At 53.3% G+C, this 13,160-nt stretch carries 13 protein-coding genes; 5 read left to right on the top strand and 8 right to left on the bottom strand.

Annotated features, from left to right (window positions below; all coding sequences use genetic code 11):
- The first annotated feature begins 293 nt into the window (after positions 1-293).
- The gene (locus tag SHEW_RS14255; protein ID WP_011866557.1) at positions 294-1,301 is read left to right on the top strand and encodes an isocitrate dehydrogenase; all 1,008 of its coding nucleotides are present in this window, start codon (positions 294-296) and stop codon (positions 1,299-1,301) included.
- Between the two features lie 176 nt (positions 1,302-1,477).
- Here the strand turns inward: SHEW_RS14255 and rlmM are convergent, their stop codons facing one another.
- From rlmM to SHEW_RS14275, 4 genes are all read right to left on the bottom strand, one after another.
- On the bottom strand, positions 1,478-2,569 hold the full coding sequence (gene rlmM / locus SHEW_RS14260) for a 23S rRNA (cytidine(2498)-2'-O)-methyltransferase RlmM (protein WP_011866558.1): 1,092 nt from the start codon (positions 2,567-2,569) through the stop codon (positions 1,478-1,480).
- A 91-nt stretch (positions 2,570-2,660) separates the two neighbouring features.
- On the bottom strand, positions 2,661-3,050 hold the full coding sequence (locus SHEW_RS14265) for a DUF423 domain-containing protein (protein ID WP_011866559.1): 390 nt from the start codon (positions 3,048-3,050) through the stop codon (positions 2,661-2,663).
- Entirely contained in the window at positions 3,043-3,765 is a 723-nt protein-coding gene (locus SHEW_RS14270; protein WP_011866560.1) for an alpha/beta family hydrolase, read from the bottom strand. Before SHEW_RS14270 ends, SHEW_RS14265 begins: the two co-directional genes overlap by 8 nt.
- A gap of 60 nt (positions 3,766-3,825) precedes the next feature.
- Positions 3,826-4,737 (bottom strand): transcriptional regulator GcvA, encoded by a 912-nt coding sequence (locus SHEW_RS14275; RefSeq protein ID WP_011866561.1) that lies wholly within the window; start codon positions 4,735-4,737, stop codon positions 3,826-3,828.
- Positions 4,738-4,919: 182 nt separating this feature from the next.
- On the opposite strand from SHEW_RS14275, the gene SHEW_RS14280 reads away from it, so the two are divergent.
- Positions 4,920-5,150, top strand: coding sequence for a hypothetical protein (locus SHEW_RS14280; RefSeq protein ID WP_011866562.1), 231 nt, complete (start codon positions 4,920-4,922; stop codon positions 5,148-5,150).
- A 371-nt stretch (positions 5,151-5,521) separates the two neighbouring features.
- On the opposite strand, the gene thiI is transcribed toward SHEW_RS14280, so the two are convergent.
- From thiI to pomA, 3 genes are all read right to left on the bottom strand, one after another.
- Positions 5,522-6,979 (bottom strand): tRNA uracil 4-sulfurtransferase ThiI, encoded by a 1,458-nt coding sequence (thiI, locus tag SHEW_RS14285; RefSeq protein ID WP_011866563.1) that lies wholly within the window; start codon positions 6,977-6,979, stop codon positions 5,522-5,524.
- Positions 6,980-7,233: 254 nt separating this feature from the next.
- Positions 7,234-8,178: a flagellar motor protein MotB gene (locus tag SHEW_RS14290; RefSeq protein WP_011866564.1), complete on the bottom strand. Its 945-nt coding sequence runs from the start codon at positions 8,176-8,178 to the stop codon at positions 7,234-7,236.
- A 4-nt stretch (positions 8,179-8,182) separates the two neighbouring features.
- Positions 8,183-8,950, bottom strand: coding sequence for a flagellar motor protein PomA (gene pomA, locus SHEW_RS14295; RefSeq protein ID WP_011866565.1), 768 nt, complete (start codon positions 8,948-8,950; stop codon positions 8,183-8,185).
- 395 nt (positions 8,951-9,345) lie between these two features.
- Here pomA and xseB point away from each other — a divergent pair, with 395 nt between their 5' ends.
- Genes xseB through dxs form a run of 3 tightly spaced genes read left to right on the top strand, consistent with a single transcriptional unit; the run spans position 9,346 to position 12,358 of the window.
- Entirely contained in the window at positions 9,346-9,585 is a 240-nt protein-coding gene (gene xseB / locus SHEW_RS14300) for an exodeoxyribonuclease VII small subunit (protein WP_011866566.1), read from the top strand.
- Positions 9,586-10,467 (top strand): (2E,6E)-farnesyl diphosphate synthase, encoded by an 882-nt coding sequence (ispA, locus tag SHEW_RS14305; protein ID WP_011866567.1) that lies wholly within the window; start codon positions 9,586-9,588, stop codon positions 10,465-10,467.
- 22 nt (positions 10,468-10,489) lie between these two features.
- On the top strand, positions 10,490-12,358 hold the full coding sequence (gene dxs / locus SHEW_RS14310) for a 1-deoxy-D-xylulose-5-phosphate synthase (RefSeq protein ID WP_011866568.1): 1,869 nt from the start codon (positions 10,490-10,492) through the stop codon (positions 12,356-12,358).
- A gap of 85 nt (positions 12,359-12,443) precedes the next feature.
- Here the strand turns inward: dxs and grpE are convergent, their stop codons facing one another.
- A complete protein-coding gene (grpE, locus tag SHEW_RS14315; RefSeq protein WP_011866569.1) occupies positions 12,444-13,061 on the bottom strand; it encodes a nucleotide exchange factor GrpE in 618 nt (205 codons plus the stop codon).
- Positions 13,062-13,160 lie beyond the last annotated feature (99 nt).

Here is a 13,160-nt window from a genome sequence, read left to right on the forward strand (position 1 = left end):
CCTCGTTTTTAACTTATTATTAACGGATGCAGCTTGTCATTAACGGATGTAGCCTGGGTTATTAGACTAAAGTAGACTTTTTTAACGCTTAAGGATCAATCATCGTCATTAGCCTTTGTTATTGCAAGTTAGCCTACACAAAAAAACGTGAGATTGCTCACTATTTCCTGTGAAATTTGCGCAAAAGTAGTTAAAATAAGACCGATAAGATTCTAAAAATTCATAGTCATAACACCGTGTCTTTCGACATGGTCAGACAATAGCAGTAACGACCAACCGTGGAAGGACTCTCCATGTCAAAAAGAACTATTACCGTTATCCCGGGTGATGGGATTGGCCCAAGCATAATCGACTCAGCAATCAAGATCTTAGATAAAGCTGGATGTGATTTCGAATACGAATTTGCAGATGCTGGCCTAGCCGCACTTGAGAAGCAAGGTGAACTTCTACCTCAACGTACATTGGATATGATCGAGAAGAACCGTATCACGCTGAAAGGGCCACTAACGACCCCTGTCGGCGAAGGTTTCACCTCAATCAACGTCACTTTACGTAAAAAATTCGGCTTATATGCCAACGTACGCCCTGTATTGTCTTTTAAAGGCACTCAGGCACGTTATGACAACATCGACATCATCACGGTACGTGAAAACACCGAAGGCATGTACTCAGGCCTAGGTCAAACCGTTTCAGAAGATGGTGCGACGGCTGAAGCCACCAGTATCATTACCCGTCAGGGTGCCGAGCAGATCACTACCTTCGCCTACGAGCTAGCGCGCAAAGAAGGTCGTAAGAAGGTGACTATCGTACACAAGGCTAACATCATGAAGTCGACCTCCGGCCTGTTCCTGAAGGTAGCTCGTGAAGTAAGCCAGCGTTACCCAGACATCACCACTGAAGAGATGATTGTCGACGCGACCTGTATGAAGCTGGTGATGAACCCAGAAAACTTCGACGTGATCGTCACCACCAACCTGTTCGGCGACATCCTATCGGATCTGTGTGCCGGTCTGGTGGGCGGCCTGGGTATGGCGCCTGGCGCCAACATCGGCAAGAACGCAGCGATCTTCGAAGCGGTACACGGCAGCGCGCCAGATATCGCAGGTAAGAACCTGGCTAACCCAACTTCGGTGATCCTGGCATCAATCCAGATGCTGGAATACCTGGGCATGTCAGACAAGGCGCAAGCCATTCGCGCGGCGGTTTCTGCCGTGATCGAAGAAGGCGATCGCACGACTCGCGACCTTGGCGGTACTCACGGTACCTCTGACTTCACTCAGGCGGTACTCGAGCGTCTGTAATAGACCAAGTAGCCGTAAGCGAATAAGCTAAAACAAAAAGCCCCGCAATCGCGGGGCTTTTTTTATCCGATATTTCTTAAATTAACCGACATTTCTTAAGTTAACCAATGATCCTGTTATTAACCAATGATTCTGTTGTTAACCAATGATTCTGTTGTTAACCAATGATCCTGTTGTTAACCAAAATTAAAACCGACGCTAGGTTTTAGCCAGAGATGCACAGTCACCTCGTCTCTGTCGTGGTACAGATGCTTACAGGCTAGGTGGAAGTCGTCGATACCATTTTCCCTTAGCACCTCTTGCATGGTCGCCAGGATGGTCGATACCTCTTTATAGCGGCTCTTCATCGGCAACTTGAGATTAAATATCGCTTCCTTGAACCAGCCGTTGATCGCCCAGGCCTCCATTAGCTCGGCCACTCGTGAAGGCTTCTCAACCATGTCGCATACCAGCCAGTAGATATTCTTCTTAGGCGGTTCGAAACGGAAGCCGTCGGCCTGATAGTGTCTCACCTGCCCCGTGTCCATCAGGTTTTGCGCCATGGGGCCGTTGTCCACCGCCGCCACAAACATGCCGCGGCGCACCAGTTGATAGGTCCAGCCACCCGGACAGGCGCCGAGATCCACAGAGTTCATGCCGCTGCGCAGACGCTGCTCCTGCTCCGACTTAGGGATGAAGTGGATGAAGGCCTCGTCCAGCTTGAGAGTCGAGCGGCTCGGTGCATCGCTGGCCATCTTGAGTCTGGGGATCCCCATGAAATAGGGCGAGCTGTTGTGGCTCAGGGAGTAGCCCACATAGGCGGTACCCGGCCCGACGAAACAGACATGTATGATAGGACGCTTAGGGTTTTCCTTCTCAAGCAGGGCACCACTACGTTTCAGTGCCTGCCTCAGGGGCACGGTTAACTTACGACAGAAGGTCGACAGCTCCTTGGCCTCGTTGGTATCTGGCGTCTCGACCCTGAGCTCGCCCGCCCTATGCACCTTAGCCAGGGCATCGACGATGGGCGTGACGCGATCGCCTTCAGGCAGATCTTTGAGCAGCTCATTGGCGGCAAACATCTGACGAGTGAAGATAAGCGAGTCCAGCTCGATCTGCTCGGCCAACAGATCGGCATCTCCCACCTGGAAGCACTGAAAAATCACGTAACCATCGTTACGATTGGTCTTTACAAAGCCGCCAACATTCAGCTCCGCGGCTCGCTGCTGGATCTCGGCGGCGCAGTCTTTCTCGTAGCCGGCACGGCAATATAAAAATAGGTTTATCATAGGAAGATCCTGAATAAAAAATGGCGACCCATATCATTGGGGCGCCATTCTACACTTTCTCGAAAATGAATACGATTATCTTAGCGACTGGTTAATCGTCCAGCTCCACCACGCGATTACGCCACACGGCCACCGCGATGAACAACCATCCCAGCAGGAAGCAGACGCCGCCCATAGGCGTCACAGGGCCTGTCCACTTGCTCCCCACCAACACGTAGAGGTAGAGTGAACCGGAAAACATCACTATGCCAAGCAGAAACAGGTAGCCCGCCCAGTCGATAAGGCGCGACTTGAACCAGTGACCGCTAAAGGCCACGGCGATCAGTGCAAAGGTGTGGTAGAACTGATACTCGACCCCTAGATTAAAGATGTCGATCATCTCTGGCGTAGTCACCTGCTTGAGTCCATGGGCGCCGAAGGCTCCCAGGGCCACGGCTAAAAAACCACTCAAGGCTGCCAGCAATAAAAACCCTTTACGCATCTAACCCCCTAATAAATTGAATACTGTGTGAGACTGCCAAATCCAGATTAGCGCTTTGGGTCGTGCCTGACGACTTTCTTGGTAGAAAACTATGATCGCCATCGGCTAACCATACTAATTTGGCCTTAAAAGGTGCAAGCCAAGGTTCGACCTGCCCCTTGGCGCCAAATTTATCGCGCTCCCCCTGTATCACCAAGAGCGGCGCCTGACACTCGGCGATAGGCTCGAGTCTGGGCTCGCCCCCTTTGGGCGGCACGAAGGGATAACCCAAACAGATAACCCCATCGACGGCTTGCTCGCCAGCGAGTATCGCCGCCATACGTCCGCCCATGGACTTGCCCATGACTATAAGGCGCTTGGGCTTATAGACCTCACGCACCGTCTCTATCAGCAGGCTAAAATCTTTAATCAGCTTAGGCGCCCTATCCGGCGGCCTGCGCTTGCCATCGATGGCGTTGCTGCGCATGTAGGGAAAGTTAAAGCGCAACACGCCTATTGCTTGCTCAGCATCTGACGCGCCACCATTACCAGCACTGAGCCGCTTGGCCATCTGCGTCATGAATTCGTGTTCCATGTTGGCTCCAGCACCATGGGCCAGCACCACTAAGGTATCGCAGGCCAGCGCATTATCATCCAGCGGGCCCGAGAACAGGCACTGACTCGCGGGCAACTCGGCCGCCTCGAGCCGTGCATTCAATCTTTGGGTAAAACTCATCTCGCCTCTTTATCTTTGGCTCACCACCCATAAAGGGCGTAGCCAGATGATTCAATCGGGTTAGCCCGGCAGCAGCTCGCTGCGAGACTCCTCTTCGAACATGTCGAGCATCCACTTTCTGAAAGCAACAATCTTGCCTATCTCGGCATGATTCTGCTGACACACCAGATAATAGGCGTTCTTACTCACCAACACCTCGGGGAAGGGGCACACCAGACGCCCGGCCTTGATGTCGGGACGGGCCAACACGCTGTAACCCAAGGCGACCCCCTGACCGTGAGCGGCGGCCTGCAATACCAGGGAGGAGTGACTGAAGATGGGGCCCTGGTTCACATTAATGTCATTAATTCCACATTGTCTAAACCAAGCCTGCCAATCATGACGGCTGGAGTCATGCAGCAGGGTGTGATGTTTCAGGTCGCTCGGCTGGGATAACGGCTTGGGGCCGCTGAGCAACATGGGCGAACAGACAGGGATCAACACCTCGTTTCTCAGCTTGTCGGCACGCAGCCCTGGCCAGTTGCCCATGCCGTAATAGATGGCTACATCCACGTCGTCGGTCAGGCTGCTGGTCTCATCGTCCACCGCCTTGATCCGCACGTCGATGTCGGGATTATTCTCGCTGAAATTAGCCAATCGCGGCACCAGCCACTGAATGGCGAAACTGGGCGAAGTGCTTACCGTGAGCGAGCCTATGGCGCTTCGAGCCAGCAATCTGTCGGTGGCATCGGCCAGTTGTACAAAGATATCTTTTATGTCGAGAAAGTAGCCCTGCCCCTCTTCGGTCAGCAGCAAAGATCGGTTCTTACGACGAAAGAGCTTTAGCCCTAAATATTCTTCTAATGCCTTAATCTGATGACTTACTGCGGCCTGTGTCACAAAAAGTTCTTCCGCGGCGCGCGTAAAGCTTAAGTGACGGGCTGCAGCCTCGAAAGCCTTCACCGCATTCAATGGAGGTAAGCGTCTCGACATAGTGATCCTTGTCTCACATTTTAATTAGTTTTTCTAATCCGTATTGTTACATTTTATCGTTTGTAAAGGGAAGGGGTTTTGGTTAAATTTTGCGCCAACGAAATGATTGAAGTTAGACAGCCTCTACGACGTATTTGGGGAGTGTCTGACACCCCAAGATATGCCGCCCGGAGGCGACCACTATGATTAACTTTAAAACTGTATTTGCCATCGCACTGCTCTCAGCCTCAACCGCTGCCACTGCCGATGAAATCGTTATCGATACCACAGACCTGCACGCCGCCATCAGCGCACAACTGGCCGAAGGCCTAGAGCAGATGCAACAAGATCTGAATGAAGACCTCAACGCCATTCTGGTTGCTCAGAAAGACGAGCAGGCGGACACCAGCGTCAGCGCCCAGCGCGCCGAGTAATCACCAGCCGGCAGCTAATAATAGTCTGCAGCTACCGATAGCCAGCTGCAAACACTAAGCAACAAGCCGCGTCTTATGATGCGGCTTTTTTATGCCCGCAAGCTTTAAGGCGACCCACATAAGCAACCCATCTCTTACAGTAAAGGCGAGAGCGACCCGCCAGATACGTTACGTCAGAAGCTAAGCAGATCCAAGGTTTTATAGATCTAAGCGTGAAAGCTCTCCATAGAAACAGTCCATAAAAAAGGCCGCCCGAAGGCAGCCTTAATCTCGAATGCTTGGCTTTCTAATACTTAGCTTTCTAAATACTTAGCTTTCTAAATACTTAGCTTTCTAATACTTGGCCCTCTAAAGAGAGCCACTTAAAGCCATTATGCGGGGCGATAGACCTTCACGTTGTGATAACCCTGCTCCTGCAGGTAGAGCGCCTGTAGCTTGCTCATGACGCCTCTGTCGCAGTAGAGCAGATAGGTCTTCTCTTTATCCAGATCGGCAAACTGGGTGGCCAACTTGAAGAAAGGAATACACTTCACCTCGATGCCGTTGAGGCTAAGCGGGCTCTGCTCCTCCTCTTCTGGCGAGCGGATATCGACCACAACCTCACCACCGGATACCGCATCGACAGTCTCAGTCTCGGTGATCTTGGTATCCATGCTGACGGCGATGTCGCGAATATCGATCACCTCGGCGGCTTCCACCACGCGGTCGATCAAGTCTTCGGAGAACTTCTCCTCCTCGGCGAGGATCTTACCCATCACAGCCTTCACTGTCGGCTTCTGTGAGATCACGCCACAGTATTCGGGGATAGACTTGGCAAAGTCTTCGGTGCCGATCTCGCGGCTCATGTTGATGATGTCTTGCTTATCCATCACGATCAGCGGACGCAGAATCAGCATATCTGTGCTGCGGTCGATCACATTCAGGTTAGTCAGGGTCTGGCTGGACACCTGCCCCATCGCCTCACCCGTCACCAACGCCTGAATGCCCATCTTCTCAGCGATACGGCTGGCGGCGCGCATCATCATGCGCTTGAGGATAACGCCCATCTGGCCGTTATCTATCTTCTCCAGGATCTCCTGTACCACAGGATCGAACGGCACAGAGATAAATTTCACCTTATGAGACTCGCCGTACTTCTGCCACAGATGATAGGCCACCTGCTTCACACCTATCTCATGCTGGTCGCCGCCCAGGTTAAAGAAGCAGTAATGGGTACGAGAGCCGCGCTTGATAAACTGGAAGCTGGAGACACCTGAGTCGAAACCACCTGAGATCAGCGACAGCACATCTTCCTGGGTCGCCATAGGGAAACCGCCCAGGCCGTCGATGCGTTTCTCCACCAGATAGAGATGCTCATTGTCTATCTCAAGGTTTACCGTCATGTCGGGGTTCTTCAACCTGACACCGGCCGCCTCGGTAAACTGGTTGAGTCCACCGCCCACGTAACGCTCTACCTCGATTGAGTTAAACTCATGCTTACCGCTACGCTTTACCCGCACACAGAAGGTCTTACCGGCCAATTCCTCTTTGTAGAGTGCCAGCGTCTGCTGGTAGATATCGTCCACCGACTCGAAGGTGCTCTCACGCACCTGCAGCACATGGGCGATCCCCGGAATACAGGCGAGACGCTCGGCATAACGCTCAATCATCTCTGGCTTGTCTTCTGGCACCCTGACCATGATCTTATCCCACTGGCGCTGCACTCTGGCCTCTTCATCGACCTTGCGCAGCACGTTTCGGATATTGGTTTCAAGCATCTTGGTAAAACGCATTCTTACCGGTTTGCTTTTCATCATGATTTCAGGAAAGAGTTTTACGATAAATTTCATGGGCGTTCCGCGGGAATAATTTTAAACAGCAATCTTGCCATTATACCAAGCCCGGTGCACAAATGCCCATAAATCAGCGACTCGGCAGGTATTTTCTGCCCGTGCCCCCTTAATGTGCGCAATATTTATTCAGCTTAGGATAATCCGCTCCGAATAGAGTGCCTGAGGATAGGCTGGTAGAAATGAAAAGCGTCCACCGATGTGGACGCCTTATCTGAAACTATTTGCCTTAAGTTAAGAGCTAAATAGACAGGCTACTGCTCCACTTGAATCTCGTCTGACTCTTTCGGCTTGCCCTGCTCGATGGCAATTTCGACCCGGCGATTTCGGGCGCGGTTGGCTGCCGAATCGTTCGGCACCAACGGCGCCGTGCTGGCCATGCCCACCACCTTCATCCGCTGCTGGTCGAAGCCCGGCACACGCACCAGCTCATGGGCCACGGCCACGGCGCGTTTACTGGAGAGATCCCAGTTGGAGCTATAGAGTTCGTTGCTGATATTCATATCATCCGTGTGACCGGATACGGTAATGATCCCCGGCACATCCTTGAGCAGCTCGCCCACACGGCGGATCACCGGCTTAAACCTAGGCTGTAGGAAGCCAGAGCCCGATGAGAAGGCGCCCTTCTCTCGGATACGTATGATGATCTGTTGCCCCAAGGACTCAATCTCGATCGCCCCGTCGACGATCTCCTTGTTGAGCTCCTGCGCCATCTTCTTCACCCGATCATTGATCTGATCCTGTGACGCGGCCTCCTGCTGCTGTTGCTTCGCCTGAGCTTCAGAATCAGCCTCTTCCTGAGCCGTCGATGACGCCTCGCCACCGCGCTGCTCACCGCGCTGCTGCTGTACGCCGCCGGCGCTGTCGTCTTCACCTGCCTGCACCTCAATGGTGGGCTCGGTCATCTCGTTAGTCTGCTGATTGATGATCTCGATGGGAGTGGGTTCTGGCTTGCCTGGGCGAAACTCCAGTGCGATCACCGAGGTGCCCTTGGGAATATCTTTGACTTCAACCTTATTCTGCACACCGAAGGCATACTTCATCGACCCTGCGATCTGCTTAAACTTCATCACGTCCATCTCGGAGAAGGCGAGCAGCAATACGAAGAAACACATCAATAGCGACATGAGGTCGGCAAAGGTTGCCAACCACATGGGCGCCCCGGCGGGCGGGCAATCGCATTTGACCTTCTTAGCCATCTGGCTATTCCCCGTCCGTCGTGTCTATCTCTCGCTGTTTCTCCGAGAGGTAATTCTTCAAGAATCCCTCGATGACCCTTGGGTTTTGACCGTCTTGAATGGCGAGTACCGCATCCATGATCAGGTTGCGGTTGAGCATCTCCTCGCCCATGCGCAGCGAGAGTTTATCGGCGATCGGCAGGGCAATCATGTTGGCGATAATCGCACCATAGAGTGTGGTCAACAAGGCCACCGCCATGGCGGGGCCGATAGACTTAGGGTCATCCATGTTAGACAGCATGGCTACCAGACCGATAAGGGTACCTATCATCCCCATGGCGGGCGCCACATCGCCCAGTGCCTTGAAGATGCTAATCCCCGTCTTATGACGCTCTTCGGTGAGGGCGATATCCTTCTCCAAGGCTTCGCGCACTACCTCGCCGTCATGGCCATCCACCAGCATGTCGACCGCCTTCTGCATGAAACTGTTGCTGATCTCCGCCTCTTCCAGGGCCAGAAAGCCCCCCTTACGGGCAGCATCAGCCATGGTGACCGACTGCTCGATCAACTCGTCCGGCTTATCTATCTTGAACATAAAGGCTTTTGCAGCGATCTTAACCGCACCGAGGAACTGTTTGAGGTTAAATTTCATCATCACCACAAACAGAGAGCCTATCATCACGATAAGCACAGAGGGCACGTCAACAAAGATGGCGATACCGCCACTGCTGACCATAGCTCCGATAATAAAACCAAATGCACCAATCAGGCCTATCAGGGTCGCTAAATCCACAACTCTTCCTCATTTACAGTATCGGCCGTTGCTAATACCTTGATCTCGGGATCAAGCTCTCAGTCAACACCATAATCATCTCAAGACAGGTCTCTACTCTACTCACTCTTGCAATGAAAGGCATCTCCCCGGGCTGGGACGACGACACAAAAGTCGTTAATTAGACGGGAATTCGCCTAACCGCAGACGGGAGTTTACGATATAATATCTGACAAAATTGAGTATTGTTCTAATTCAATTATCGGACAGCTTACACGCAAGTTTAGCTACAAATTCAATTTTTTATAAAAAAACCTCCTTAAAGCGTGCTATTGCACAAATATACGACAGCGCAATTTGACCCCTAGGGTCGACTGAGATACTTTGTCTGTCGCTAAATTCTTGGGAAAATCACCGTGGCCAAAAAACCTGAAAACCTGACCTTCGAAGAGTCACTCACAGAATTAGAAAACATTGTCACCAGCCTTGAGCAGGGCGATGTCTCTCTAGATGACGCCCTCAAACAATTTGAGCGTGGCATCAATCTGGTCAGAAACAGCCAAGGCAAACTCGAACAGGCCCAACAAAAAGTCTCTATCTTGACCCAGGAACAAGATCAACCCAGCTTGCAACCCTATCTGCCAGAGGGCGAATAATTGCTAAATGAAGCGATAACGCGATACCAGCAGCGCGTCGACGGCCAGCTGCGCCATTTTATCAATGCACAAGACGATACCGAGCCACAACTCAAGGCCGCCATGGAACACGGCGCCCTGATTGGCGGCAAACGTATCCGCCCCTTTCTGGTCTACGCCGTGGGCGAGATGCTGGGTGTACCACTGGAAAGGCTAGATGCCTGCGCTGCCGCCATCGAATGTATTCATGCCTACTCGCTGATCCACGACGATCTCCCGGCCATGGACGATGACGCCCTGCGCCGTGGCCAGCCGACAGTGCATATCGCCTTTAATGAGGCCACCGCCATCCTGGCCGGCGATGCCCTGCAAACCTTGGCCTTCGAGATCATCAGCCAGGAAGGCGGCGAGCTGAGTGCCAGCCAACAACTGGCCATGGTGCGCGCCCTCGCCAAGGCGTCTGGCTACAGCGGCATGTGTGGTGGTCAGGCGATGGATCTTAACGCCACCGACAGACAGATAGATCTCGAGACCCTAAAGCGGTTACACAGATTAAAAACCGGCGCCTTGATTCGCTGTGCAGTAGAATTACCTATCATTGCTGCCAAGGTCACAGATGAGCAAGCGAGCCATCTGTTAACATTTGCCGACGCCATCGGCCTCGCCTTCCAGGTACAAGACGACGTGCTGGACATCATCGCCAGCACAGAAGAGCTGGGTAAGCCCCAGGGCTCGGACTGCGAATCGAACAAGAGTACCTATCCGAAACTACTCGGTTTATCCGGGGCCCAAGCGACTGCGAAAAGTTTGATCGAAGACGCCCTATCAGCGCTGGCTAAATTACCATACAATAGCCAGTTAATTGCCGAATTCGCCCGTTTCATCATAGAGCGAAGAGTATAATAAAGAGCCAAAGAATCTCGCTATGAGTTTGGATATTACGAAATACCCTGTGCTGGCACAGGCCGACACCCCAGATGAATTAAGACAGCTTCCCCAGGGTGTGCTACCAAAACTTGCTGACGAACTCAGAAGTTATCTCCTACAGTCCGTAGGCATCTCCAGTGGCCACTTCGCTTCTGGCCTGGGCACGGTCGAGCTGACGGTAGCCCTGCACTATGTCTACAACACTCCGTTCGATCGCCTGATCTGGGACGTGGGCCACCAGGCCTATCCCCATAAGATCCTCACGGGTCGTCGAGACAAGATGCCGACCATACGCCAAAAAGGCGGCATTCACCCCTTCCCTTGGCGGGAAGAGAGCGAATATGACACCTTCAGCGTGGGTCACTCAGGCACCTCTATCAGCGCGGCGCTGGCCATGGCTGTTGCCGCCGAGAAGGAACAGGCAGGCCGTAAGGTGGTGGCAGTCATCGGCGACGGCGCCATGACGGGCGGCATGGTATTTGAAGCCATGAACCACGCCGGCGATCTGCATAACGACATGCTGGTCGTGCTCAATGACAACGAGATGTCGATCTCCGAGAATGTCGGCGCGCTGAATAACCACCTGGCGCAGCTGATGTCGGGCCGTCTCTACACCACCATTCGCGAAAACAGCAAGAAGGTGCTCAAGGGGATGCCCGTCATCAAGGAGATGGCCAAGCGCACCGAGGAGCATCTCAAGGGCATGGTCGTCCCCGGCACCATGTTTGAGGAGCTGGGCTTTAACTATATCGGCCCTATCGATGGCCATGATGTCGACGCCCTGGTTGAGACCCTGCGCAACATGCGTAACCTCTCGGGCCCGCAAATTCTGCACATCATGACCAAGAAGGGACGCGGCTACGAGCCAGCGGAGAAAGATCCCATCGGCTGGCACGCCGTGCCTAAGTTCGATCCTTCAACCTTTGCTAAGCCAGCCGCAAAACCGGCTAACCCCACCTTCTCTCAGGTGTTTGGTCGCTGGCTGTGCGACATGGCTCAGAAGGATGACAAGGTACTGGGGATCACCCCGGCCATGCGTGAAGGCTCAGGCATGGTGGAGTTCTCCCAGCGCTTCCCGAATCAGTATTTCGATGCAGCCATCGCCGAGCAGCATGCGGTGACACTCGCCGCCGGCTTCGCCTGTGAAGGCTACAAGCCTGTACTGGCGATCTACTCCACCTTCCTGCAACGCGGCTATGATCAGCTGATCCACGACGTGGCGCTACAGAAATTGCCGGTGATCTTCGCCATCGACCGCGGCGGTATCGTCGGCCCAGACGGCCCGACCCACCAGGGCGCCTTCGATCTTAGCTATATGCGCGCCATTCCTAACATGGTGATCATGGCGCCGTCGGATGAGAACGAATGTCGTCAGATGCTCTACACAGGCTACTGTTACAACGAGGGACCGACGGCGATCCGTTACCCAAGAGGCAGCGCCACCGGCGAGCCTCAGGTCGAGACCATGACCGCCTATGAGATTGGCAAGGGCCTGATCAAGCGCGAAGGCAAGAAGATCGCCATCCTTAACTTCGGTACTACACTGGCGTCGGCGAGCCAGGCGGCCGAGGCGCTCGATGCCACCCTGGCCGACATGCGCTTCGTTAAGCCGCTGGATGTGGAGCTGGTGAAACAGCTGGCCACCAGCCATGATCTGCTGGTGACTGTGGAAGAGAACGCCATCATGGGCGGTGCAGGCTCGGGCGTACTCGAACTGCTACAACAGCTTAAGCTGCCTATGCCTGTGCTCAATATCGGCCTGCCCGATGAGTTTATTAAACATGGCGAGTGCGGTGAGATCCTGGCCGAGCTACAGCTGGATGGCCCGGGCATAGAAGCGCAGATCCGCGCCTATCTGGCGGACTAAAATCCATTTTATGCGAACAAAAAAGGCCTCATATTGAGGCCTTTTTTATCGCTTTCTTTTACTGACTTAAATCAGCCTCAGCCAATTAAGCCTGAGTATCGACGCTGGCACCACCCTGAGATACCATCACCATGGCAGGACGCAACAGACGCTCGTTTAGCATATAACCTTTCTGCATCACCATCATCACGGTATTGGCCGGGAACTCCTCGCTAGGCTGCATACCGATCGCCTGGTGATGATCCGGATTAAAGGCTTCTCCCTGAGGATCGACCTGGGTCAGACCAAACTTGGCCACGGCGCTGGTGAAGGTCTTCAGGGTCAATTCAACCCCTTCGTAGATAGCCTTGGTGGCCTCATCTTCACTGCTGGTGCCTTGCAGCGCGCGCTCCATGTTATCAATAACAGGTAGCAGCTCGTTGGCAAACTTTTCCAGGGCAAACTTATGGGCCTTCTCGACGTCGATCGCCGCACGGCGACGCACGTTCTCTACCTCGGCGGCGGCGCGGATCACAGAATCTTTCTGCTCTTCCACCTTAGCTTCGGCAGCGGCCAGGGCCTGCTCCAGCTCTTCAACTCGGAAATTAGCTTGGGTAAGCTCGTCCATCAAACTGGCTGCATCTTCAACCACCTCGGTTTCAACGGCTACAGCTTCGGTTTCTTCAATCTGTGGTTCTTGGGCTTTGTTTGACTCTTTGCTCATTGTTACTCCAGCTAAAAATGCTTTGTTTCTGCATGCTCTGGGCATATTATGGGGATCAAATTTGAGGTTTCAAGCCCTAAGGCATGGATCAAACAGAAA

This window comes from Shewanella loihica PV-4, assembly GCF_000016065.1.
GTDB classification, from domain to species: Bacteria; Pseudomonadota; Gammaproteobacteria; order Enterobacterales; family Shewanellaceae; genus Shewanella; species Shewanella loihica.